We start from the raw sequence: 24,881 nt of genomic DNA on the forward strand, positions 1-24,881 counted from the left end.
TGTTTTTGGAGCGTTGCCAGACACGGAAGAAATATTTTTTAAAAGTGAGCTTCGGCGTTCAGTAACACTTCAGTAACGTTCTGCCTGCCGAGCATTTATCTCAAGTACTACCCTGCATAATAAAACCGGAGATACCATGAATAAGAAGGTGTTGACCCTGTCTGCTGTAATGGCAAGCATGTTATTCGGCGCGGCTGCGCACGCTGCTGATACCCGCATTGGTGTGACTATCTATAAGTATGACGATAACTTTATGTCTGTAGTACGTAAGGCTATTGAAAAAGATGCCAAAGCGGCACCAGATGTACAGCTGCTGATGAACGACTCGCAGAACGACCAGTCCAAACAAAACGATCAGATCGACGTGCTGCTGGCAAAAGGCGTTAAAGCACTGGCAATTAACCTGGTTGACCCGGCAGCTGCTGGCACGGTCATTGAAAAAGCACGCGGACAGAACGTACCGATCGTATTCTTCAACAAAGAACCTTCTCGTAAAGCGCTGGACAGCTATGACAAAGCGTATTACGTCGGTACCGACTCTAAAGAGTCCGGCATTATTCAGGGTGATTTGATTGCCAAACACTGGGCAGCTAACCCGAACTGGGACCTGAACAAAGACGGCAAAATTCAGTTTGTTCTGCTGAAAGGCGAACCGGGACACCCGGATGCTGAAGCACGTACCACTTACGTGATTAAAGAGCTGAACGACAAAGGCATTAAAACTGAGCAGCTGCAGTTAGATACTGCAATGTGGGATACCGCTCAGGCGAAAGATAAGATGGATGCGTGGATGTCTGGTCCAAACGCGAACAAAATTGAAGTGGTTATCGCTAACAACGATGCGATGGCAATGGGTGCAGTTGAAGCGCTGAAAGCGCACAACAAAACCAGCGTACCAGTATTTGGTGTGGATGCGCTGCCTGAAGCGCTGGCTCTGGTGAAATCTGGCGCCATGGCCGGTACCGTGCTGAACGATGCCAACAACCAGGCGAAAGCCACCTTCGATCTGGCGAAAAACCTGGCTGACGGCAAAGGTGCGGCAGATGGCACTAACTGGAAAATTGAGAACAAGATTGTTCGCGTTCCGTACGTAGGTGTCGATAAAGATAATCTGGCAGAGTTCACCAACAAATAAATACTCCGTATGTGGGCGCAATTTCATTGCGCCCTTAATAACGCACTCTGCAAGGCCAACAAGGTATAATTATGGTCAGCACACATACTCAGTCGTCAGGCGAATACTTGTTGGAAATGACCGGCATCAACAAGTCCTTCCCCGGCGTTAAGGCGCTTGATAATGTCAATTTAAAAGTCCGCCCGCATTCTATTCACGCCCTCATGGGAGAGAATGGCGCGGGGAAATCAACATTATTGAAATGTCTTTTCGGCATCTATCAAAAAGATTCCGGCAGTATTTTATTTCAGGGTAAAGAAATCGATTTTCATTCTGCGAAAGAAGCGCTTGAAAATGGTATTTCGATGGTACACCAGGAATTAAACCTGGTATTACAACGTTCTGTAATGGACAACATGTGGCTGGGACGCTATCCCACCAAAGGCATGTTTGTCGATCAGGAAAAAATGTACCGCGATACCAAAGCGATATTTGATGAACTGGATATTGATATCGATCCGCGTGCGCGTGTCGGCACATTATCCGTTTCACAAATGCAGATGATTGAAATTGCGAAAGCATTCTCCTATGACGCCAAAATCGTCATCATGGATGAGCCAACTTCATCGTTAACCGAAAAAGAAGTTAACCATCTGTTCACCATCATCCGTAAGCTGAAAGAGCGTGGATGCGGTATTGTTTATATCTCTCACAAAATGGAAGAAATCTTCCAGCTGTGCGATGAAATTACCGTACTACGTGACGGCCAGTGGATTGCGACCCAGCCGCTGGAAGGGCTGGATATGGATAAGATCATCGCCATGATGGTCGGACGTTCACTGAACCAACGTTTTCCGGATAAAGAAAACAAACCTGGTGAAGTCATTCTGCAAGTGCGTAACCTGACCTCGCTGCGCCAGCCGTCGATTCGTGATATCTCGTTTGATTTGCACAAAGGGGAGATTCTTGGGATTGCAGGTCTGGTAGGCGCAAAACGCACGGATATCGTTGAAACGCTTTTTGGTATTCGTGAGAAATCATCAGGTACGATTACGCTACACGGCAAAAAAATTAATAACCACAGTGCAAATGAAGCCATCAACCATGGTTTTGCGCTGGTCACGGAAGAGCGCCGCTCAACCGGTATTTATGCGTATCTGGACATTGGTTTTAACTCGTTAATTTCTAATATCCAAAATTACAAAAACAAAGTCGGTCTGTTGGATAATTCCCGCATGAAGAGTGATACCCAGTGGGTAATTGACTCCATGAGGGTAAAAACGCCGGGTCATCGTACGCAAATCGGTTCACTTTCTGGCGGTAATCAGCAAAAAGTGGTTATTGGTCGTTGGTTATTAACGCAGCCAGAAATTCTGATGCTGGATGAACCGACGCGTGGAATCGATGTTGGCGCGAAATTTGAAATTTATCAGTTGATTGCCGAACTCGCGAAAAAGGATAAGGGGATTATTATTATTTCCTCTGAAATGCCGGAGCTGCTGGGTATTACCGATCGTATTCTGGTGATGAGCAATGGTCTCGTTGCTGGAATTGTTGACACTAAAACAACAACGCAAAACGAAATCCTCCGTCTTGCGTCTTTGCACCTTTAAGATTAGGGGCTCCTCATGAGTGCGTTAAATAAGAAAAGTTTTCTTACTTACCTGAAAGAAGGCGGAATTTACGTTGTTCTTTTGGTTTTGCTGGCGATTATTATTTTCCAGGATCCCACTTTCTTAAGCTTACTGAACCTGAGTAATATTCTCACGCAATCCTCGGTGCGTATTATTATCGCATTGGGTGTGGCTGGACTGATTGTTACCCAAGGGACCGACCTGTCGGCGGGGCGTCAGGTTGGCCTGGCGGCAGTGGTGGCGGCAACTCTGTTGCAGTCGATGGAGAATGCCAACAAGGTGTTCCCGGAAATGGCGACGATGCCGATCATTGTAGTGGTGCTGATTGTCTGCGTGATTGGCGCCATTATCGGTCTGGTGAACGGTATTATCATTGCTTATCTGAACGTAACGCCGTTTATTACCACACTGGGTACGATGATTATCGTTTACGGGATCAACTCCCTGTACTACGACTTCGTCGGCGCATCGCCAATTTCTGGCTTTGACAGTGGATTCTCAACCTTTGCGCAGGGCTTTATTGCACTGGGCAGTTTCCGACTCTCCTACATCACATTCTATGCGCTGATTGCGGTGGCCTTTGTGTGGGTGCTGTGGAACAAGACCCGCTTCGGTAAAAACATTTTCGCCATCGGCGGAAACCCGGAAGCTGCGAAAGTGTCCGGTGTAAACGTTGCGCTGAACCTGCTGATTATCTATGCGTTGTCTGGCGTGTTCTATGCCTTCGGTGGTTTGCTGGAAGCAGGGCGTATCGGCTCTGCGACCAACAACCTCGGCTTTATGTATGAGCTGGATGCGATTGCGGCGTGCGTGGTTGGTGGCGTGTCGTTCAGCGGCGGGGTAGGTACCGTGTTTGGCGTAGTGACCGGTGTGATTATCTTCACCGTCATCAACTACGGTTTGACCTACATCGGCGTGAACCCTTACTGGCAGTATATTATCAAAGGCGGCATTATCATCTTCGCGGTCGCGCTGGACTCACTGAAGTACGCGCGTAAGAAGTAATCTGGGAAGAGAAAAATAAAACCGGTGCAGAGGCATTCTGCATCGGTTTTTTTATTTGATAAAGAGTAACCAGATACCAGTGAACAGTGCACCAATGGCCATACCGAAATAGACGATGATATAGCTCCAGTAAGTGCTGGGTTCTTTAGCGCGAGAAATGATCATTGGCGTCTGCGAACCTTTCACTGTTTTCTCGACGATACCGGAACGCAGTCCCTTCAGGCCTTCTCTGCACGTCCAGAGAACAATCATCAGTACGCCAATAACGATAAAGATCGTTTTTCCTTCCATGCTTATTTTCCTTGTTTCTTTTGTAATTCGAGTAATTGTTCAGGCGTGACCGCCGGATACCCCTGCGCATCGTCCGGTACCTGATGCATGGTAGGGATGGGCACCAGTGGACCTAAAAAACGGGGCTCACGTTTGAAAATGTAGAGATCGGCGAGTGCGCCAAAACGCGCGCCAAATTCACGAACCCGCACGGTGAGCATATCTTTTGGCGAAGGTACGGCGTAGCACTGGGCCTGGATACCCATATGCAGCGCAATAAACAAGGCGCGCTCACAGTGGAATCGTTGAGTAATAATGATGAAATCGTTGGTATCGAACACCTTGCGGGTACGCACGATGGAGTCAAGCGTCCGAAACCCGGCGTAATCAAGCACGATGTCAGCGGGATCGACGCCTGCGGCAATCAGATCCTTACGCATCGTCATGGGTTCGTTATAGCTTTGCTGGGCATTGTCGCCGCTTAACAGCAGATAGTTTACCTTCCCGCTGTTATAGGCGTTCAATGCGCCCTGAATACGGTAGCGGTAATACTGATTGATGACGCCGGTGCGGTAATACTTCGCCGTGCCCAGAACCACACCTACCTGGCGGTAGGGCAAATCCTGCAGTTCGTCGTAAATGTAGGGAGCCGTCTTCCAGCTCATCCACCGATCGAGTCCAAGCACAGTCAAAAGCAGCAAGCCTAGCAGGACTAACAGGCTGTAAAACACGCGCTTTAACATGCAGAAAACTCGTTATTTGGGTGGAATTTCAATCAGGCTACTGTACCGGAAGACGTAGCGCAAGAAACAGCAGTCTGATTGAGGGGATTTTAGGCATTCTGCATAGTGCCGGATAGCGGTGTAAACACCTTATCCGGCCTACGAACCGGCGTTATTGAGTCGATTAACCCAGGAGAACGCGCTCAATATTATTGCAGCCCAGTGCTTTCAGCGTGGCGGAGGTCGCATCCCACTGGATCAACGGCGCATCGGCTTTTTCAGCCAGCACCGCGCGCTGAATGTCCGGATAGTCGTAACCGTTCAGACTCAACAGGTTTAACGCGCCCTGCAGCGGTGGCAGGGTCGGGTTAAAGGCGGCATTTTCAGCATAGCTGCCGCTAAAAATACGGCCATCTTTACACTCCAGCGCCACGCCGCTTGGGGATTTGCTGTACGGCATATGACATCTGTTGGCAGCAGTGATTGCCGCTTGGGTCAACGCATCGCCCTGCAGCGCGAAGCCGTGATCCTGATCGTCCATCAGCAGCGTTTTAATCTCCAGATCTTTCGGGCCGAAGGCATCTGGCAGGTAATCACGCAGCATGTGTGGCGCACGTCCCGGCAGATGAATCCGTAAATCCAGTCCGCTGTTCAGTTCGTTCATAAACTGGCGACAGTGGCCGCACGGCGTGTAGTTGACGGTGATGGCGGCGAGCCCTTTTTCACCGCGCAGCCAGGCATGGCTGATAGCGCTTTGCTCGGCATGAACAGTTTGCTGCATGGTCGCGCCCAGGAACTCCATGTTCCCACCGAAGTACCAGTTGCCGCTGATGCCGCGAGAAATTGCCCCAACGTTGAAGTTGGACAGCGGAGTACGTGCGCAGGCCGCAGCCAGCGGCAGCAGAGCGAATGCCAGCGCGTCTTCGTCCAGTCCCGATTCGCGTTTTAGCAAAGAGACCTGCTCAGCAGTCAGCATGGCGGGGAAATGTGCATCCGCCAGAACAGGGGCCAGGGCTGATTGCAAGTTATCCGCGAGTTGGGCAAAAGCAGTTTGAAAACGTGGATGCATGGCGATGCCTCATAACAATGTAATGGAATCGTAGTTTACGGGCCTGTTATGGCTTTATATGTGATCCAAATCTCATTGTGTATGCAACTTATGAAACTTAAATGAAAAATGTGCAACGCATCGCAAATAAATAGCTAAAAAATGAAGATTAACCCACCACTGCCAGAATAATCGGGAACAGGAACGGGGCTACCAGCGAGGTAATAATGCCGCAAATGACCAGCGCCAGTGAGCTAAACGCACCTTCCTGATAGTCCAGTTCCGCACAGCGTGCGGTGCCCAGGGCGTGCGACGCGGTGCCCATTGCCAGCCCACGAGCGGCCTTAGTGCGAATACGCATGGCATTGAGTAACGTATGTCCAAATACCGCCCCGAGAATGCCGACAAAAATGACGCATACGGCGCTGATCGCCGGAATGCCGCCAATACTGCCACCCACGGCCATAGCGATAGGCGTGGTGACCGATTTTGGCATGATAGACGCGGCAATTTGCGGCGATGCGCCCATCAACAAGGCGATTGTTGTACCTGTAACCATCGCCACAACGCTCCCGGCAAAACAGATAGCAATGATTGATTTCCAGCGGGCGCGAATCTGGTGCAACTGTTCGTATAACGGATAGGCCAGCGCGACCACGGCAGGCTGCAGCAAATCGTTCAGCACTTCGCTGCCTTTGAAATAGTGATCGTAGGGAATACCGGTCAGCAGCAGAATGGGAATGATCACCACCATGGCAACAAGCAGCGGATTCAGCAAAGGCATTTTAAAGCGAGCTGCCAGCTTACGTGCGCCAAAAAATACCGCCAGCGTAAGAGGTAACGACCACCAGATATACGACATCATTTTTTTGCTTTAGCCTCTTTTTGCCCAACGATTTTGCGCTCACCGTGCACAATGTGCGAGCTCCAGCTCACCACCAGGAAAACGACCAGCGTACTGATGGTACAAGACACCACCACCGGACCAAATTGCGCGCGCAGCAGGTCAAAGTACTGCATGATCCCCACGCCAATCGGGACAAACAACAGGGCCATATAGCGAATCAGCACGTAGCAGCCGGGGTTAACCCATTTTGCCGGTAACACCTGCAAAGCCAGTAAGACAAATAGGATCAGCATGCCGATAATGCTGCCCGGAATGGTGATAGGGAGTAGCGATGCAAGAAAAATACCTGCATAGAGGCAGGCATAAATCAGGACGAATGCGCGCAAATATTGCCAGATAACGTTCAGTGCTTTGCTCATAGTTGAAACCCTTGACGAGACTGATTCATCATACAATTAAACTTAAAAACGTGCTACCGATCACATCATGAATTCTAAGCATAGAGGAAATAGATATCTGGAACATCGGGCGATGGCCCTAACTCTCCGCGCTAAACTTGTGCCAGGTAGTACAGAAAACGGTTCAGGGCGGTAGTAGGCGTTTCGTTGTTGCGCCAGAATACGCCGACGCTGCCTTTTTGTTCAATCTTCGGCAGATTCAGGATAGCCAGTTGTCCCTGGGCGGCATACCTTTGTGCCAGCCGTAGAGAAAGAATAGAGATCATGTCGCTACTTTGCAGCAGGTTGGTACTGACGTTGATTGATGCCGATTCAATGATGTTTTCCGGCAACATTACGCCGTTATCAACCAGCGCGTTATCAATGCTTATCCGGATAGGGGTTCCTGTCGGCCAGACAATCCAGCGCCAGTTAGCCAGATCGTGCCAGGTGAGCAGGGGATATTTTGCCAAGGGATGATCGGGGCGGGCGACGAAACAGACCGGCTCGGTATACAGCACTTGATAATTGAGCGGTAACTGAAGCGCCCGACCGCCGACCCTACCGACGACGACATCCACCGAACCCGCGAGTAGATCGTGCAGCAGCGGGGTCATCACTTTCTCTTCAATATTTAGATGCAGGGTTGGCAGTTCTGTGAGCAAACCCAGTATTGCCTGTGAAACACAGTCGGTCGCTACCGGCGAGCAGCCAATCTTCAGACTCCCTACAAGGCCGCCTTGCTTAAAACGGGCGATTTCATACTGCGAACGCTCCATATCATTGATCAGGCGTTGGGCATGTTGCAGTAGCAACTTGCCGCCTTCGGAAGGGCGCAAGCCTTTACTGTGACGTTCAAAGAGCGTGATGCCAATCTCATCTTCGAGCTGTGATAACCATTTCGACAACGCGGGCTGGGTGATATTCATCATCCGGGCGACGTGCGTCAGATTTCCCTGTTCGCCCAGCGCGATAAGCGTTTGCAGGTGTTGCAACTTCAGTTTCTGCGCCCAGTTTGCCATTTGCTATAACCTCCAGGTTATGCCTCTGCATGAAAAGCCATTGTACATTTCATCTCCAAACATACAAAGTCGCAACATACCTAAAACAAAACAGACATCTACTCTACCTGCACTGAGGCATTCACTATGACTCAACAACGTGATCTACAAGCACTGATCGATTCCGCCCCCGTCGGTAAGACCCAGTGGCGCGTTATCATCTGCTGTTTTCTGGTTGTCATGCTCGACGGATTTGATACCGCGGCGATTGGTTTTATCGCACCCGATATTCGCACTCACTGGCAGCTGACTGCTGGCGATCTGGCACCGCTGTTTGGCGCTGGTCTGCTGGGGCTGACCGCTGGCGCGCTGCTCTGTGGCCCGCTGTCCGACCGTTTTGGCCGCAAACGAGTGATAGAACTCTGCGTGGCGCTGTTCGGTGCGCTCAGTCTAATTTCGGCTTTTTCACCCGATTTGCAAACGCTGGTTATTTTGCGCTTTCTTACCGGCTTAGGGCTGGGCGGCGCGATGCCGAATACCATTACTATGACCTCGGAATACCTGCCCGCGCGTCGGCGTGGCGCACTGGTCACCATGATGTTCTGTGGCTTTACTCTGGGATCGGCAATGGGCGGTATCGTCAGCGCACAGCTGGTGCCGGTGATTGGTTGGCACGGCATTCTGGTGCTGGGAGGCGTTCTACCGCTAATGCTGTTTGTTGCTCTGCTGTTTGCGCTACCGGAATCCCCGCGCTGGCAGGTTCGTCGTCAACTGCCGCAAAACGTGATTGCCAGAACCGTTAGCGCCATCACCCGGGAACGTTATGACAATACCCATTTTTATCTCAACGAGGGTGCCGCGATAGCTAAAGGCAGCATTCGCCAGCTGTTCGTTGGGCAACAGCTGCCTATTACCCTGATGCTATGGGTAGTGTTCTTTATGAGCCTGCTGATTATTTATCTGCTCTCCAGCTGGATGCCAACGCTGCTTAACCATCGTGGAATTGATCTGCAGCATGCCTCCTGGGTAACTGCCGCCTTCCAGATTGGAGGAACGCTGGGGGCACTGGCGCTGGGCGTGCTGATGGACAAATACAATCCTTTCCGCGTGCTAGCCGTGAGTTATGCGCTGGGCGCAGTGTGCATCGTCATGATTGGCCTGAGCGAAAACGGTCTGTGGCTGATGGCACTGGCTATTTTTGGCACCGGCATCGGCATCAGCGGTTCTCAGGTTGGTCTTAATGCGTTAACCGCCACGCTTTATCCGACACAAAGCCGGGCGACGGGCGTCAGCTGGTCTAATGCAGTGGGGCGCTGCGGCGCGATTGTCGGCTCGCTTTCCGGCGGGGTGATGATGGCGATGAATTTCTCATTCGATAACCTGTTTTTCATTATTGCCGTCCCGGCGGCCATCAGCGCGGTAATGCTTACGCTGCTGACGGTTGTTATCCGCCAGTCGGCCTCTGCCTCAAATACTCTGCCACGCGCAGGTGTTGTGAATGAATAAGGAGAATCCCTATGTCTGAACTGAATCAGGACGTTAAGAACAGCCGTCAGCAGTTTTACCAGCATATTTCCGGGCAGAATCTGACCCCGCTGTGGGAGTCGCTGCACCGCCTGGTGCCGCCAACACCGAACGCACATTGCGCGCCTGCGTACTGGAACTATCAGGAGATCCGCCCGCTGCTGTTGGAAAGTGGCGATCTGATTGGCGCGAAAGAGGCGATTCGCCGCGTGCTGGTGCTGGAAAACCCAATGCTGCGTGGACAGTCTTCAATCACCCCAACGCTGTACGCGGGATTGCAGTTAATTATGCCGGGCGAGGTTGCGCCGAGTCATCGTCATAATCAGTCTGCACTGCGCTTTATTGTCGAAGGGAAAGGCGCATTTACCGCCGTGGATGGTGAGCGCACCCAAATGCATGAAGGCGATTTTATTCTGACGCCGCAGTGGCGCTGGCACGATCACGGCAACCCGGGCAGTGAACCGGTGGTGTGGCTGGACGGTCTGGACCTGCCGTTGGTGAACCTGCTGGGCTGTGGCTTTGCGGAAGACTACCCGGAAGATCAGCAGCCGGTCACGCGCAAGGAGGGGGATTACTTGCCGCGTTACGCGGCCAATATGCTGCCGCTGCGTCATCAGAAAGGTAACTCATCGCCGATTTTTAACTATCGCTACGATCGCAGCCGTGAAGCACTGCATGACCTGACCCGCATGGGCGACGCCGATGAGTGGGACGGTTACAAGATGCGTTACGTCAACCCGGTAACCGGCGGTTATCCCATGCCTTCGATGGGGACCTTCCTGCAACTGTTGCCGCAGGGCTTTTCCTCACGAATGGCGCGTACCACCGACAGCACTATCTACCACGTGGTGGAAGGAAGTGGGCAGGTCACCATCGGCAATGAGACCTTCAACTTTTCGCCAAAAGATATCTTTGTGGTGCCGACCTGGCACGGCGTGTCGTTCCAGACCCGCGAAGATACCGTCTTATTCAGTTTTTCGGACAGACCGGTTCAGGAAGCACTGGGGCTGTTCCGCGAAGCACGCTATTAATTTGGGAGAGAGAAAATGACGCAATACGTATTTGAACCACAAGCGCCTGTTACCGTTCCGGTTGTTGGCTGTGATGAACAATTTCCTGTGCGCCGTGTTTACTGTGTGGGCCGTAACTATGCCGCTCATGCGCGTGAAATGGGCTTTGATCCGGATCGTGAACCACCGTTCTTCTTCTGTAAACCTGCCGATGCGGTAGTCCCCGTGGCGGCTGGTCAGATCCTCGAACTGCCGTACCCATCGCAGACCGATAACTATCACTATGAGATAGAGCTGGTGGTGGCGATTGGCAAAAAGGGCAGTGATATTCCGCTGGAAAAAGCGCACGAATATATATGGGGCTATGCCACCGGTCTGGATATGACCCGCCGTGACCGGCAGATGGAGATGCGCCAGATGGGGCGTCCGTGGGAAATTGGCAAAGCGTTTGATCTCTCCGCGCCCATCGCGCCGCTGCATAAAGCCAGCGAAAGTGTGGATGTTAACCATGCGCCAATCTGGTTGCAGGTCAACGGCGACGATCATCAGCGTAGCGATATTCGCCACCTCATCTGGTCTGTGAATGAAACCATCAGCTATCTGTCTGGTTTCTTCGAACTGCAGCCGGGCGATCTGATCTACACCGGTACCCCAGAAGGCGTGGGGGCGGTAGTGAAAGGGGATGTGATCACCGGAAACGTAGACGGTTTAACCCCCATCGCCGTGAAGATTATCTGAGGTGGATGATGAAGCTGTACAGTTTCTTTAATAGCTCGGCGTCATATCGGGTGCGCATTGCGCTGGCGCTGAAGGGGCTGGATTACCAGACGGTGGGCGTCAACATTCGCATCGGTCAGCAGAACGAACTGGCCTACCGACGGATGAACCCGGTGGGACTGGTGCCGACTCTGGTGACCGATGACGGAGAATCACTTGGGCAGTCGCTGGCAATAATTGACTGGCTGGATAGCCACTTTCCGCAGTCGCCGCTGCTGCCTGCTGACTTTCCGATGCGCAGTAAGGTGCTGGAAATAGTCTATGCCATCGCCTGTGATATCCACCCGGTGAATAACATGCGGGTACTGCGCTACCTGAGCGAAGAGTTAAAGGTCAGTGAAGAAGATAAAAAACGCTGGTATGCACACTGGATCCAGCAAGGGTTAAGCGCGGTGGAACAGATGCTGCGCCAGAGCCATTCGGGGACGTTCTGCGTGGGTGATGCGCCAACGCTGGCGGATTGCTGTCTGATCCCACAGTGGGCGAACGCGTTACGTATGGGCTGTGATCTGAGCGGATATCCGCGCTGTAAGGCGGTATATGATGCCTGTACTCAGCTTCCGGCGTTTATCGCCGCCGCGCCCGAGAATCAACAAGATAAAATTCCAGCCTGATAAGGAGAACGACAATGGCTAAAGTGACACGCGCAATTATCGTGGGTGGCGGGATTGGCGGCGCGGCGACCGCGCTATCGCTGGCCCGTCAGGGCATTAAAGTGATGTTGCTGGAGAAAGCGCACGAGATTGGTGAAATTGGCGCGGGTATTCAGCTCGGGCCGAATGCATTCTCTGCTCTGGACAGCCTTGGCGTGGGGGAAATCGCCCGCCAGCGCGCCGTTTTTACCGACCACATCACGATGATGGATGCGGTAAATGCGAAAGAGGTGGTCCGCATTGAAACCGGCCAGGCGTTCCGCGATCACTTTGGCGGTCCTTATGCGGTTATCCATCGGGTTGATATTCACGCCAGCGTTTGGGAAGCGGCGCTGGTGCATCCTAACGTTGAGTATCGCACTTCAACTAACGTGGTTGATATCCGCCAGACAGAGAATGACGTGACGGTATTTGACGAGCACGGCAACAGCTGGACGGCGGATATTTTGGTCGGCTGTGACGGTGTGAAGTCGGTTGTCCGCCAGTCTCTGATTGGCGATGCGCCACGGGTTACCGGACACGTGGTCTATCGCGCCGTGATTGATTGCTATGATATGCCGGAAGATTTACGCATTAACGCACCGGTGCTGTGGGCCGGACCACACTGTCACCTGGTGCACTATCCGCTGCGCGGCGGTAAGCAATATAACCTGGTGGTGACCTTCCACAGTCGTCAGCAGGAAGAGTGGGGCGTGAAAGATGGCAGCAAAGAGGAAGTGCTCTCCTATTTTGCGGGTATCCATCCGCGCCCGCGCCAGATGCTTGATAAACCGACGTCATGGCGGCGCTGGTCCACCGCCGACCGCGAGCCGGTAGAGAAATGGGGAACCGACCGCATCACGCTGGTGGGGGATGCCGCGCACCCGGTGGCGCAATATATGGCGCAGGGTGCCTGTATGGCGTTGGAAGACGCTGTAACGCTCGGTAAAGCGCTACAGCAGTGTGATGGCGATGCGGCTGATGCCTTTGCGCTGTATGAGTCGGTGCGTATTCCGCGTACCGCACGCATCGTCTGGTCAACGCGTGAAATGGGCCGTGTCTACCACGCCGCAGGTGTCGAGCGTCAGGTGCGTAATCTGCTGTGGAAAGACAAATCGCAGGCGGAGTTTTATCGCGGTATGGAATGGCTGTACGGTTGGAAAGAAGATAACTGCCTGTTGCCGCGCTGAGCCTCTTTAATCTCCCGAACGGAGGCGCTACCATAGCGCCTCTTTTTTTGCGGGTGACGATATGCGTGTTTTACTGGCGCCGATGGAAGGCGTGCTCGACTCACTGGTGCGCGAGCTGCTGACTGAAGTGAATGATTACGATCTGTGCATCACCGAGTTTGTGCGCGTGGTGGATCAGCTCCTGCCGGCAAAAGTATTTCATCGACTCTGCCCGGAACTCCATAACAACAGCCGGACGCCATCCGGCACGTTGGTTCGCATTCAGCTGTTAGGACAGTATCCGCAGTGGCTGGCGGAGAATGCCGCGCGCGCGGTAGAACTGGGCTCATACGGTGTCGATCTAAACTGTGGCTGTCCATCGAAGCTGGTGAACGGCAGCGGCGGTGGCGCAACGCTATTGAAAGATCCTGAGCTTATCTACCGGGGCGCAAAAGCTATGCGCGAGGCGGTTCCGGCTCATCTTCCGGTGACGGTGAAAGTTCGTCTGGGCTGGGACAACAGCGACCGGCAGTTTGAAATTGCCGATGCCGTCCAGCAGGCTGGTGCCAGCGAACTGGCGGTGCATGGCCGAACCAAAGAGCAGGGCTACAAGGCGGAACATATCAACTGGCAGGCGATTGGCGAGATCCGCCAGCGACTAACCATTCCGGTTATCGCGAATGGTGAAATCTGGGACTGGCAGAGCGCCCAGGATTGTATGGCCATCAGCGGATGCGATGCGGTGATGATCGGACGTGGCGCATTAAATATTCCGAACCTGAGCCGCGTGGTGAAATACAACGAGCCGCGTATGCCGTGGCCTGAAGTCGTGACGCTGTTGCAAAAATATACCCGCCTTGAAAAGCAGGGGGACACCGGGCTGTATCATGTAGCGCGGATTAAGCAGTGGTTAGGGTATTTGCGCAAAGAATATTCAGAGGCAACAGAACTGTTTCAGGAAATTCGTGCGTTAAATAATTCGCCGGATATCGCACGTGCGATTCAGGCTATCGAGATTACTGCCTGAACTCAGCTCCAGTAGGCCGGATATGGCGTTTACGCCGCCATCCGGCATCAGAGAGAATAATAGCCTGAGATTTCTGCTATCAGGCCTGGGCGAAATGACGACATCAGAAAATCATCTTAAACACGCCTGTTACCACCAATAGCCCAATCAGAAAAATAATCAGAATTACCCACAGCAGAATTTTCATTAACTTTCCTTTTTTTGGTAAGTTCAGATTGAGTATAGGAAAGTATTAATCATTCTGCCTGGAGGCGTTGTTATGCTGGTTTACGTGCGCTGAGCAGAAACACCATCGGCCGCTCTTTTTCTTCATCTAAAGCCGGGTTTTCAGCAATCTGTTGCCCGGACGGCCCCCATTCATCGACATAAACGATCTCGAATCCGGCGGCAATCAGCGCATTAATCCAGGTCGCCAGCTTACGGTGCTGTTTTTTGACGCCTTCAGCAAACCAGTTACTGATGCGCTCACCTTCCTGCTGATAATGATTAACCGGCCAGGACAGCTGCCCAGTTTTATCTTTTATCCAACCCTGATTAAGCGGTGCGGTATAAATTGGATGCTCGGCAGAGAAAACTAACATACCGCCTGGTGTTAATGACTGGTAAATGGTTACGAATAATCGTTCTATATCGTGCAAATAGTGCAGGGCAAGCGAGCTATAAACCAGGTCAAAAGAATTTGGGGACAGGGTTAGCGTTTCGAGATCTTCACGCTGATAAACGATGCCATTACCCTGCGTCATACTGTGTGCCTGGGTTAACATTTTTTGTGAAATATCCAGTCCCATTACGCTGGCTGCCTGATTATCGCGCGCGTAGCGGCAAAACCAACCATATCCACAGCCCAAATCAAGAATGTTTTTGCCTTGAAGAGAGGGGAGCATCGCTTGTATTGTCGGCCATTCTGGCGCGCCGTCGAGTCCCTTTACTGAACGATCCAGCGTGGCATATCCGGCAAAGAACTCAGGATCGTCATAGATATTCTGTGACATAACATCTCCATCCATTAATTATTAAAATTATTTAATCTATATTATTCACGAGGTGTATATTTTTCTGATTATATATTTTTATTGCCAAAGATGTATTGCCACGCGTAACTAAAAAAGCAACAGCGACAAGTCGTAATCTCTGCACATCTTTTCTTACCTGTATATCTCCATGAATCGTAATTCTGTGTTTGTCACGACGGCATTGTTGCCGCTTTTTGTTCTGATGTCTGGCTGCGCGCCGATGCATGATGACCGCCAGTCTCTGTCACAGCAGACGCCTGCCGCAAATGTCGATACCACATTGCCTGCCGCGTTAAAAAATGGCTGGCCGGACAGCCAGTGGTGGAAGGCATATCACGACCCCCAGCTTAATGCGTTGATTGACAGCACGTTACGAAATTCTCCTGATATGCAGGTCGCGGAACAGCGCATTCAACTGGCGGAGGCGCAGGCTAAGGCCGTGGAAGCGCAGGATGGCCCGGAGATCGACTTCTCCGCAGACGTTGAGCGTCAGAGAATGTCAGCTGAGGGGCTGATGGGACCTTTCGCCATAACCGATCCCGCAGCAGGAACCACGGGGCCGTGGTATACCAACGGTACTTTTGGTTTAACTGCCGGCTGGAATCTGGATCTGTGGGGTAAGAATCGGGCCGAAGTGACTGCGCGCATTGGAGCCGTTAAGGCGCGTGAGGCTGAGCGCGAGCAAACCCGGCAGCTGCTGGCGAGCGGTGTCTCCCGTCTTTACTGGGAATGGCAGACGCAGGCCGCACTGAAAACCGTGCTGACGCAAATCGAAAACGAGCAGCAAAATGTGATTACCGTCGATCGTCAACTGTATCAAAACGGCCTCACTTCTTCGGTGGAAGGTGTTGAAACCGATATCGATTCCAGCAAGACGGAGCAGCAGCTGAACGATGTCAGCGGTAAAATGAAGGTGATTGAGGCGCGCCTAAGCGCGCTGAGCAACTCGCAGTCCGTTGCCCTGAAGCTCCATTCGACCAAACTGCCCGTGGTTGAAAGTCAGCTTCCGTCCCAGCTAGGTTATTCGCTGCTGGCCCGTCGACCAGATTTGCAGGCAGCACACTGGTACATTGAGTCATCGCTGAGCAGTATTGATGCGGCGAAAGCGGCGTTTTATCCCGATGTGAATCTGATGGCATTTTTACAACAGGATGCGTTACATCTGAGTGACCTGTTCCGCCATTCCGCGCAGCAAATGGGCGTAACCGCCGGGTTGACGCTGCCTATCTTTGACAGTGGCAGACTGAATGCGAATCTCGATATTACGAAAGCGCAAAGTAATCTGACGGTGGCGAATTACAACAAAGCTGTGGTGGATGCGGTGAATGACGTGGCACGTGCGGCATCGCAGGTAGAAACACTGGCGCAGAAAAATCAGCATCAGCAGCAGATTGAACATGACGCTCAGCGCGTAGTGGGGCTGGCACAGGCGCGCTTTAATGCGGGTATTATTGCGGGCTCCAGGGTTAGCGAGGCAAAGATCCCGGCATTACGTGAGCAGTGCAACGGTCTGCTTTTGCAAGGCCAGTGGCTGGATGCATCAATCCAGTTGACCAGCGCGCTGGGCGGCGGTTATCACGCATCCTGATTTAATCGGCCCGCCGGTGTTCCGCTGTCGGGCCATATTCATTGCGCTTTACGCGTGCTTCGACGTTTCATCCACCAGCGGACGCCCGCGACTATCGCGATAACCAGCACCAGCCAGATGCCATGCTTGATATGCTGGTCAAGGCTGTGCAGCCACGGCGCGATCACTTCACCACCGACGTAGCCGAGGGTGGTAAATAGCAATGCCCAGACAAACGCGCCAAGAATATTTAGCGGTAAAAAGATCTTCGGCGGCAGGTGACTGGCGCCAATCAGTAAGGGACCAATAACGCGAAAGCCGTACATAAAGCGCGTACCGACCACAAACAGGTAAGGACGCCGTTGGATCATTTTCTGCGCATAATGAATTTTCGCCTGATGGCGCGAGAAACGACGCAGAATTTTGCCGCCAAAACGACGTCCGAGTAAATAGAGCAACTGATCGCCAATCATCCCACCTAGTGCGACCGAGAGTACCACCAGCGGGAATTTCAGGACTCCCTGATGCGCCACGACGCCGCCTAACAGGGTAATGGTTTCACCTTCCGCCAGGCTGCCGATGATTAACGCAGCATAGCCGTACTGCGCAACATAATGCGTTATATCCATACGTTGTATGACCTCCACGATAATAGCATACACCCTATGAATACTTGATGCCGGAAAAGACGCATAGTAGCGCTTAACGTCGTTCAGTTCCCTAATGCCTGATGGCGCTTCGCTTATCAGGCCTACGGCTTACACACTTTTTACCCGGCGCTTCGGTATTTTTCATGTGTACATAAAATAATCAAAAGCTGAATTATACTTGAAGTGTTGAGGTCCGGAGCTGACAAGAAGGGGGCGGTATGAACCATGTCTGGGGGCTGTTTTCCCATCCCGATCGTGAAATGCACGTGATCAACAGCGAAAACGAAAGTGTTTCGCATCACTATACCCACCATGTACTGCTGATGGCGGCAATCCCGGTTGTTTGCGCGTTTATCGGTACCACGCAAATCGGCTGGAATTTTGGCGATGGCAATATCCTGAAGTTATCTCTGTTGACCGGATTTGCGATGGCAATTCTGTTTTACGGGGTGATGCTGGCAGGCGTCGCCGTCATGGGCCGGGTTATCTGGTGGATGGCACGTAATTACCCGCAGCGTCCGTCGTTGGCGCATTGCATGGTCTTTGCAGGGTATGTCGCGACGCCGCTGTTTTTAAGCGGATTGGTCGCACTTTATCCGCTGGTCTGGCTGTGCGCATTGGTGGGGACCATTGCGTTGTTTTACACCGGTTATTTACTCTATCTCGGCATTCCGACGTTCCTGAATATCTCTAAAGAGGAAGGCCTGAGCTTTTCCAGTTCGACGCTGGCGATCGGTGTGCTGGTACTGGAAGTTCTGCTGGCGATTACGGTAATCCTGTGGGGTTACGGCTATCGGTTATTCTGACGGATAAACCTGTCTGCGCTGCGTTGTTGACGTAAAAGTCAGCAACGCAGCATTTCGAGACGATTCTCCTGTGGCGGCAAACCTGCCGGATCGCTATGATGCCAGAGCTAGCTTGAGATAATACTTAGTCTCTGGCGGTGTGCGTTGTGACGTGCGTGAACCATTATCAGAAATCTCATCATGCTGAAATTCCGAGTTTCATTATTAAGCCTTGCCCTGGTGCTGGCCGTTCCTTTTGCACCCCAAGCCGTGGCTAAAACGGCACCTACTGTAGCAGCTTCTCAGCCTGAGATAGCGTCCGGTAGCGCGATGATTGTTGATCTGAATACCAACAAAGTTATCTATTCGAACCACCCGGACCTTGTGCGTCCGATTGCGTCGATTACCAAATTAATGACCGCGATGGTGGTGCTTGATGCACGACTGCCGTTGGATGAGAAGCTGAAAGTTGATATCAGCCAGACGCCGGAAATGAAAGGCATCTACTCTCGTGTGCGACTGAACAGTGAAATTAGCCGTAAAGACATGCTGCTGCTGGCGCTGATGTCATCAGAAAACCGTGCGGCGGCGAGCCTGGCGCATCATTACCCTGGCGGTTATAACGCGTTTATTAAGGCTATGAATGCCAAAGCGAAAGCGCTCGGCATGACTCAGACTCGCTTTGTGGAACCAACCGGCTTATCGATTCATAACGTCTCGACCGCTCGTGATTTAACCAAGCTGCTGATCGCCAGCAAGCAGTATCCGCTGATTGGCCAGTTAAGCACCACGCGTGAAGATATGGCGACCTTTGCCAACCCGGCTTATACGCTGCCATTCCGTAACACCAACCATCTGGTATACCGCGATAACTGGAATATTCAGTTAACCAAAACCGGGTTTACCAATGCGGCAGGCCACTGTCTGGTGATGCGCACCGTGATCAATAACAAACCGGTGGCGCTGGTGGTGATGGATGCGTTCGGTAAATATACCCACTTTGCCGATGCCAGCCGTTTACGTACCTGGATCGAAACGGGCAAGGTGATGCCGGTTCCGGCAGCGGCGCTGAGCTATAAAAAGCAAAAAGCGGCGCAGATGGCAGCGGCGGGTTCAGCGACGAGCGAGCAAACTGCACAGAACGATTAAATAAGACAACTTATCCGGCATACACATAGCTAATGTAGCGGTAGGCCGGGCAAGCGAAGCGCCCCGGCAACATGCCCGGTGGCGCTTATCTTTTTCTGGTTTACGACTCTTTCCAGAACTTTTGCTTACTCGTTTTACCAATCCCCGGATTCATACTGTTGGTGGGGTCATTCTCGCGGTAAAAACGGGTTAATGTTTCCGGTGCTTTATACAGATGTCCGACGTTATGCTCTGCTGGATACTGTGCTCCGCGCTCGTGCAGAAGCTCCAGCATCTGCTCTTTCAGGGCATGCGCATCCACGCCTTTTTTCACGATGTAATCCTGGTGGAAGACGTAGCACATAAAGTGGCCGTAATAGAGTTTGTGCACTAGTTGGCTGTCGATCTCTGCAGGCAGATGCTCGTACCATTCGGTGTCGTTACGGCGCAGCGCGATATCCAGCGCCAGAATATCTTCCACTTCATCGGCATGTACGGCCTGATAACGAATCGCCGCGCCAGCCGCCGCAAAGCGATGCAAAAACGCCTTGCTGCCTTCTTCCGGCGTACAGGCAAAGAAGTCGCCTTCAGCGGTTTTGAAAAACTCGCTTAGCCAATTTTGCGCTTCAGCCACGCCACCACCGGCCATTTTTAACAGCAGGTGATGTTCGTACTTATCGCGCCAGCTTTTCATGCGCGCGGGTAAGTGGCTGGGGAACAAATGGCCAAATTTCTGCATTGCCCGATCGGTGAAATGTGGACGGAAAATTTTCACTTTTTCCAGCATTGCATCGGTGCGACCTTTCAGGGTGAAGAAGAACGGCATTTTGTCGGTGCCGAGCTTGTCGATCATCAGAAACGTATCTTTGCCGTATTGCTCAGCGATGTCATAAATATCGCGGTGCATATATTCACCGGCGACCGGCAGATGCTCAAATTTTGCCAAAATATGACGGCGGATCTCCGTCAGCACCTCTGGCTGGTTGGTACCGATGTAAAAGACCTGCTGGTTTTTTTCGGCTTCGAAGGTGTCCAGACGCACCGCAAAAACCGCGAGCTTGCCTGCACAACCGGATGATTCAAACAACCGATCCGGATCGGCGTTATAGCGAGCGGGCGTGTCCGCCTCAATATCTCTGACGCGGGTAACGTAGTCGTGATCGTGTGCATGACGCCCGTCATGGCGCACATCGTCATCTTTGATCCGCTCGTCATCAAGTTTGCTCAGAATCTGTTCCGGGGTTTGGCCCAGTTCGATACCCAGATGGTTAACCAGCTGTAACTTACCCTGCTCGTCAATACGCGCAAACAGCGACATCTCCGTGTATGCCGGACCGCGCTGAACCAGCGAGCCGCCGGAGTTGTTACAAATACCGCCAATCACTGAAGCGCCGATACAGGAAGATCCGATCACCGAATGCGGCTCACGGCCAAACGGTTTGAGCGCTTTTTCCAGTGAATAAAGCGTGGTGCCGGGATAGGCCAGCACCTGTTCGCCTTTGCCGATGACGTGCAGCTTATCAAGGCGCAGGGTGCTGATAATGACAATCTCGCGGTCGTAATCATTACCGCTTGGCGTAGAGCCTTCGGTCAGCCCAGTGTTGGCGGCCTGCATCAGGATAATTTTATCTGCGGCGACACAAGCGTTCAGGACGCGCCACAATTCTAAAAGCGAGCCAGGGAACACCACGGCGAGTGCATCGCCCTGACCGGAGCGGAATCCCTTGCGATAGCGGGCGGTTTTAGCAGGGTCTGTGAGCAGGTGTGAATGACCTACCAGACGGGTCAGTTCATTCAGAAAAGCTTTATTATCTGTTGTAATGGAAGACATTCTCCACTCCTTGTGGTGGGACTCAATATCAGAAACAAGCATAGCGCTTTGTATGACAATACGCTTTCTCATTCACATTGTCTCTGGGTTGTCTTCCACTGAGTCGCGTTGGTTTCGAAAATTAGGAGAATAACCTTAGCTTTCTTTATCGCTCCCGTTTAGTCTTACGGCAAACTGCGGTTTTTGTTATATTTTCGCTGCCTCGTCGGGAAAAAATAAAGAGAGAATCAACATGAAATGGCTATGTTCTGTAGGTGTCGCGGTGAGTCTGGCGTTGCAACCAGCGCTGGCGGACACGCTGTTTGGTAACCATCCTCTGACGCCAGAAGCGCGGGATGCATTCGTTACCGATTTACTTAAACAGATGACCGTGGATGAGAAAATTGGGCAACTACGCTTGATAAGCGTAGGGCCTGATAACCCGAAAGAAGCCATCCGCGAGATGATCAAAGACGGGCAGGTTGGGGCAATTTTTAACACCGTCACGCGCCAGGATATCCGCAAAATGCAGGATCAGGTGATGGAGCTCAGCCGCCTGAAAATTCCTCTCTTTTTTGCCTACGACGTATTGCACGGCCAGCGTACCGTGTTCCCGATAAGTCTCGGTCTGGCGTCCTCTTTTAATCTCGATGCGGTCAGAACCGTTGGCCGTATTTCCGCGTATGAAGCTGCCGATGATGGTCTGAATATGACCTGGGCGCCAATGGTCGATGTCTCTCGCGATCCGCGCTGGGGCCGTGCTTCAGAAGGTTTTGGTGAAGACACGTATTTAACGGCTACGATGGGTAAAACCATGGTGGAAGCGATGCAGGGGAAAAGCCCGGCTGACCGCTATTCGGTGATGACCAGCGTCAAGCACTTCGCCGCCTATGGCGCGGTTGAAGGTGGCAAGGAATATAACACCGTCGATATGAGCCCACAGCGTCTGTTCAACGACTATATGCCGCCGTATAAAGCCGGGCTGGACGCCGGTAGCGGTGCGGTGATGGTGGGTCTTAATTCGCTAAACGGTACGCCTGCAACCTCAGACGCCTGGCTGTTAAAAGACGTGCTGCGTGATGAGTGGGGCTTTAAGGGGATTACCGTTTCCGATCACGGCGCGATTAAGGAACTGATTAAGCACGGTACCGCCTCCGATCCTGAAGATGCGGTGCGTGTGGCGATCAAGTCCGGCATCAACATGAGTATGAGCGATGAGTATTACAGCAAATATCTGCCGGGCTTGATTAAATCCGGCAAAGTGACGATGGCGGAGCTGGACGACGCCGCGCGTCATGTGCTGAACGTGAAATATGATATGGGGTTGTTTAACGATCCGTACAGCCATCTGGGGGCCAAAGAATCTGACCCACAGGACACCAACGCAGAAAGCCGTTTGCATCGCAAAGAGGCGCGTGAAGTGGCGCGCGAAAGCCTGGTGCTGCTGAAAAACCGTCTGGAAACGTTGCCGCTTAAAAAATCCGCCACCGTGGCGGTTGTCGGACCGCTGGCCGACAGCAAGCGTGATGTAATGGGCAGTTGGTCCGCCGCCGGTGTTGCCGATCAGTCGGTAACGGTGCTGACGGGGATTAAAAATGCCGTCGGCGAACAGGGCAAAGTGCTGTACGCCAAAGGGGCGAATATCACCAACGACAAAGGCATTGTCGATTTCCTCAACCTGTATGAAGAAGCGGTAAAGGTTGACCCGCGTTCGCCGCAGGCGATGATCAATGAAGCCGTTAACGCCGCGAAGCAATCTGATGTGGTTGTCGCGGTAGTCGGTGAAGCGCAGGGCATGGCGCATGAAGCCTCCAGCCGCACCGATATCACCATTCCGCAAAGTCAGCGTGACCTGATTGCCGCGCTGAAAGCCACGGGTAAACCGCTGGTTCTGGTGTTGATGAACGGTCGTCCGCTGGCGCTGGTGAAGGAAGATCAACAAGCCGATGCGATCCTCGAAACCTGGTTTGCCGGGACGGAGGGCGGTAACGCCATCGCCGATGTGCTGTTTGGTGATTACAATCCGTCAGGCAAGCTGCCGATGTCTTTCCCGCGCTCTGTTGGACAGATCCCGGTCTATTACAGCCATCTCAATACCGGTCGTCCGTATAACGCCGATAAGCCGAACAAGTACACGTCGCGCTACTTTGATGAAGCCAATGGTCCGTTGTATCCCTTTGGTTATGGCCTGAGCTACACCACGTTTACGGTTTCTGATGTGAAGCTCTCTTCTCCGACGATGAAGCGTGACGGAACCGTGACGGCCAGCGTGCAGGTGACCAACACCGGCAAGCGCGAAGGTGCAACGGTGATTCAGATGTATTTACAGGATGTGACCGCCTCCATGAGTCGTCCGGTAAAACAGCTGAAAGGTTTTGAAAAAGTGAATCTTAAGCCAGGTGAAACCCAGACAGTCAGCTTCCCGATTGATATTGAAGCGCTCAAATTCTGGAACCAGCAGATGAAATACGATGCAGAACCTGGCAAATTTAACGTTTTCATCGGCGTGGATTCCGCCAGAGTGAAGCAGGGCGAATTTGAACTGCTGTAATAGATGAATAAAGTCATGCAGCATGCCTGATGGCTCTACGCTTATCAGGCTGACAAAGTCGTATCATCCGGCAAATTCATATTGGGTTTGCCGGATTTTTTTTATTTTATTATCGCCTTACCGCTAATAACTCTCAGCGTTACCACCCAATTGCCAGGTTAAGGCTTGATTTTTCGACTATGCTTTTTCCTCAAGTCTCTGAAAAGGGCCGCAAAAGGATGAGGAGTACAGCATGATAATCTCAAAAGTATCGGTGGGTTCGCTGGTGCTGTTAGCCGCGATAAGCCTACCCTTACAGGCCGCGTCACCCGTCACAGTTGGTTCAAAAATAGATACCGAAGGGGCGCTGCTCGGCAACATTATTTTGCAGGTGCTCGAAAGCCATGGCGTGAAAACTGTCAATAAAGTACAGCTGGGCACCACCCCAGTAGTACGTGGGGCAATCACCTCCGGTGAGCTGGATATTTATCCGGAATATACCGGTAATGGCGCATTCTTTTTTAAAGATGAAAATGATCCCGCGTGGAAAAATGCGCAGGCCGGTTTCGAGAAAGTGAAAAAGCTGGATGCAGAGCAAAATAAGCTGGTCTGGCTAACACCTGCACCCGCCAATAATACCTGGACCATTGCGGTACGCCAGGATGTCGCGCAAAAGAACAAGCTTGAGTCCCTTGCTGATTTAGGCCGCTACCTGAAAGACGGGGGAACGTTCAAACTTGCTGCCTCTGCTGAATTTATCGAACGGGCTGACGCGTTGCCTGCGTTTGAAAAAGCCTATGATTTCAAACTGAATCAAAATCAGCTGTTGTCGCTGGCAGGAGGAGATACCGCGGTGACGATTAAAGCAGCGGCGCAGCAGACTTCTGGCGTCAATGCGGCGATGGCTTATGGCACCGATGGCCCGGTAGCGGCGCTCGGTCTGCAAACTTTAAGCGATCCCAAAGGTGTCCAGCCCATTTATGCGCCAGCACCCGTCGTACGTGAATCGGTGCTGAAAGACTACCCGCAAATGGGAGAATGGCTACAACCGGTTTTTGCCAGCCTGGATGAAAAAACATTGCAGCAGCTGAATGCCAGTATTGCCGTGGAGGGGCTGGATGCGAAAAAAGTTGCAGCAGACTACCTGAAGCAAAAAGGATGGGTGAAGTAACGGAGTTTGC

The 24,881-nt window shown here is 52.2% G+C and carries 24 protein-coding genes; 14 read left to right on the top strand and 10 right to left on the bottom strand.

Translation table 11 applies throughout. From position 1 onward, the window contains the following. The first annotated feature begins 136 nt into the window (after positions 1 to 136). The 3 genes from mglB to mglC all read left to right on the top strand — a co-directional run bounded on the left by mglB (position 137) and on the right by mglC (position 3,753). Positions 137 to 1,135: a galactose/glucose ABC transporter substrate-binding protein MglB gene (gene mglB, locus OGY17_RS22535; RefSeq protein ID WP_003027399.1), complete on the top strand. Its 999-nt coding sequence runs from the start codon at positions 137 to 139 to the stop codon at positions 1,133 to 1,135. A 71-nt stretch (positions 1,136 to 1,206) separates the two neighbouring features. After that, entirely contained in the window at positions 1,207 to 2,727 is a 1,521-nt protein-coding gene (gene mglA / locus OGY17_RS22540) for a galactose/methyl galactoside ABC transporter ATP-binding protein MglA (RefSeq protein ID WP_003027396.1), read from the top strand. Positions 2,728 to 2,742: 15 nt separating this feature from the next. Beyond that, positions 2,743 to 3,753 (top strand): galactose/methyl galactoside ABC transporter permease MglC, encoded by a 1,011-nt coding sequence (gene mglC / locus OGY17_RS22545; RefSeq protein ID WP_003027393.1) that lies wholly within the window; start codon positions 2,743 to 2,745, stop codon positions 3,751 to 3,753. 51 nt (positions 3,754 to 3,804) lie between these two features. Here mglC and OGY17_RS22550 read toward each other — a convergent pair whose 3' ends face one another. The 6 genes from OGY17_RS22550 to OGY17_RS22575 form a co-directional block, all read right to left on the bottom strand. Then, positions 3,805 to 4,044: a DUF2542 family protein gene (locus OGY17_RS22550; protein ID WP_003834502.1), complete on the bottom strand. Its 240-nt coding sequence runs from the start codon at positions 4,042 to 4,044 to the stop codon at positions 3,805 to 3,807. 2 nt (positions 4,045 to 4,046) lie between these two features. Next, entirely contained in the window at positions 4,047 to 4,766 is a 720-nt protein-coding gene (sanA, locus tag OGY17_RS22555) for an outer membrane permeability protein SanA (RefSeq protein WP_003027383.1), read from the bottom strand. 163 nt (positions 4,767 to 4,929) lie between these two features. Next, positions 4,930 to 5,814 (bottom strand): cytidine deaminase, encoded by an 885-nt coding sequence (gene cdd / locus OGY17_RS22560; protein ID WP_286608378.1) that lies wholly within the window; start codon positions 5,812 to 5,814, stop codon positions 4,930 to 4,932. Between the two features lie 148 nt (positions 5,815 to 5,962). After that, the gene (locus tag OGY17_RS22565) at positions 5,963 to 6,658 is read right to left on the bottom strand and encodes a CidB/LrgB family autolysis modulator (RefSeq protein ID WP_003027380.1); all 696 of its coding nucleotides are present in this window, start codon (positions 6,656 to 6,658) and stop codon (positions 5,963 to 5,965) included. Continuing rightward, positions 6,655 to 7,059, bottom strand: a complete 405-nt coding sequence (locus OGY17_RS22570; RefSeq protein WP_003834497.1) for a CidA/LrgA family protein — start codon at positions 7,057 to 7,059, stop codon at positions 6,655 to 6,657. The genes OGY17_RS22565 and OGY17_RS22570 overlap by 4 nt, the downstream gene beginning before the upstream one ends. Positions 7,060 to 7,190: 131 nt before the next feature. Beyond that, positions 7,191 to 8,099 (bottom strand): LysR substrate-binding domain-containing protein, encoded by a 909-nt coding sequence (locus OGY17_RS22575; protein ID WP_008785262.1) that lies wholly within the window; start codon positions 8,097 to 8,099, stop codon positions 7,191 to 7,193. Between the two features lie 126 nt (positions 8,100 to 8,225). Between OGY17_RS22575 and mhbT the strand changes: the two genes are divergently transcribed. From mhbT to dusC, 6 genes are all read left to right on the top strand, one after another. Beyond that, positions 8,226 to 9,584 (top strand): 3-hydroxybenzoate transporter MhbT, encoded by a 1,359-nt coding sequence (gene mhbT, locus OGY17_RS22580; protein ID WP_286608381.1) that lies wholly within the window; start codon positions 8,226 to 8,228, stop codon positions 9,582 to 9,584. 11 nt (positions 9,585 to 9,595) lie between these two features. Beyond that, a complete protein-coding gene (gtdA, locus tag OGY17_RS22585; RefSeq protein WP_048215915.1) occupies positions 9,596 to 10,633 on the top strand; it encodes a gentisate 1,2-dioxygenase in 1,038 nt (345 codons plus the stop codon). 15 nt (positions 10,634 to 10,648) lie between these two features. Continuing rightward, positions 10,649 to 11,350: a fumarylacetoacetate hydrolase family protein gene (locus OGY17_RS22590; RefSeq protein ID WP_060683539.1), complete on the top strand. Its 702-nt coding sequence runs from the start codon at positions 10,649 to 10,651 to the stop codon at positions 11,348 to 11,350. A gap of 8 nt (positions 11,351 to 11,358) precedes the next feature. Next, on the top strand, positions 11,359 to 12,003 hold the full coding sequence (gene maiA / locus OGY17_RS22595) for a maleylacetoacetate isomerase (protein WP_079934534.1): 645 nt from the start codon (positions 11,359 to 11,361) through the stop codon (positions 12,001 to 12,003). A 14-nt stretch (positions 12,004 to 12,017) separates the two neighbouring features. Continuing rightward, the gene (locus OGY17_RS22600) at positions 12,018 to 13,211 is read left to right on the top strand and encodes a 3-hydroxybenzoate 6-monooxygenase (protein WP_286608383.1); all 1,194 of its coding nucleotides are present in this window, start codon (positions 12,018 to 12,020) and stop codon (positions 13,209 to 13,211) included. A 61-nt stretch (positions 13,212 to 13,272) separates the two neighbouring features. After that, the gene (gene dusC / locus OGY17_RS22605) at positions 13,273 to 14,217 is read left to right on the top strand and encodes a tRNA dihydrouridine(16) synthase DusC (protein ID WP_003834483.1); all 945 of its coding nucleotides are present in this window, start codon (positions 13,273 to 13,275) and stop codon (positions 14,215 to 14,217) included. 103 nt (positions 14,218 to 14,320) lie between these two features. On the opposite strand, the gene yohP is transcribed toward dusC, so the two are convergent. Together yohP and OGY17_RS22610 are read right to left on the bottom strand one after the other, a co-directional pair. Next, on the bottom strand, positions 14,321 to 14,404 hold the full coding sequence (gene yohP / locus OGY17_RS23395) for a small membrane protein YohP (protein ID WP_015572324.1): 84 nt from the start codon (positions 14,402 to 14,404) through the stop codon (positions 14,321 to 14,323). Between the two features lie 70 nt (positions 14,405 to 14,474). Then, a complete protein-coding gene (locus OGY17_RS22610) occupies positions 14,475 to 15,209 on the bottom strand; it encodes a class I SAM-dependent methyltransferase (RefSeq protein ID WP_267448059.1) in 735 nt (244 codons plus the stop codon). A 169-nt stretch (positions 15,210 to 15,378) separates the two neighbouring features. Here OGY17_RS22610 and mdtQ point away from each other — a divergent pair, with 169 nt between their 5' ends. Continuing rightward, positions 15,379 to 16,818 (top strand): multidrug resistance outer membrane protein MdtQ, encoded by a 1,440-nt coding sequence (gene mdtQ, locus OGY17_RS22615; protein ID WP_286608388.1) that lies wholly within the window; start codon positions 15,379 to 15,381, stop codon positions 16,816 to 16,818. 38 nt (positions 16,819 to 16,856) lie between these two features. Here mdtQ and OGY17_RS22620 read toward each other — a convergent pair whose 3' ends face one another. Next, positions 16,857 to 17,426: a DedA family protein gene (locus OGY17_RS22620; RefSeq protein WP_126317691.1), complete on the bottom strand. Its 570-nt coding sequence runs from the start codon at positions 17,424 to 17,426 to the stop codon at positions 16,857 to 16,859. A gap of 239 nt (positions 17,427 to 17,665) precedes the next feature. Between OGY17_RS22620 and OGY17_RS22625 the strand changes: the two genes are divergently transcribed. Next, positions 17,666 to 18,253 (top strand): Yip1 family protein, encoded by a 588-nt coding sequence (locus OGY17_RS22625; RefSeq protein WP_003834475.1) that lies wholly within the window; start codon positions 17,666 to 17,668, stop codon positions 18,251 to 18,253. A gap of 180 nt (positions 18,254 to 18,433) precedes the next feature. Further along, positions 18,434 to 19,381 (top strand): D-alanyl-D-alanine endopeptidase, encoded by a 948-nt coding sequence (gene pbpG, locus OGY17_RS22630; RefSeq protein ID WP_286608390.1) that lies wholly within the window; start codon positions 18,434 to 18,436, stop codon positions 19,379 to 19,381. Positions 19,382 to 19,481: 100 nt separating this feature from the next. Here the strand turns inward: pbpG and dld are convergent, their stop codons facing one another. Beyond that, complete coding sequence (gene dld, locus OGY17_RS22635) at positions 19,482 to 21,191, bottom strand: D-lactate dehydrogenase (RefSeq protein WP_020996666.1); 1,710 nt, start codon at positions 21,189 to 21,191, stop codon at positions 19,482 to 19,484. A 232-nt stretch (positions 21,192 to 21,423) separates the two neighbouring features. Here dld and bglX point away from each other — a divergent pair, with 232 nt between their 5' ends. Together bglX and osmF are read left to right on the top strand one after the other, a co-directional pair. Then, entirely contained in the window at positions 21,424 to 23,721 is a 2,298-nt protein-coding gene (gene bglX, locus OGY17_RS22640) for a beta-glucosidase BglX (protein WP_191215566.1), read from the top strand. Between the two features lie 232 nt (positions 23,722 to 23,953). Beyond that, the gene (gene osmF / locus OGY17_RS22645; protein ID WP_008785251.1) at positions 23,954 to 24,871 is read left to right on the top strand and encodes a glycine betaine ABC transporter substrate-binding protein OsmF; all 918 of its coding nucleotides are present in this window, start codon (positions 23,954 to 23,956) and stop codon (positions 24,869 to 24,871) included. The last annotated feature ends 10 nt before the right edge of the window (positions 24,872 to 24,881 follow it).

It is taken from the genome of Citrobacter sp. Cpo126, from assembly GCF_030332445.1.
GTDB classification, from domain to species: Bacteria; Pseudomonadota; Gammaproteobacteria; order Enterobacterales; family Enterobacteriaceae; genus Citrobacter; species Citrobacter portucalensis.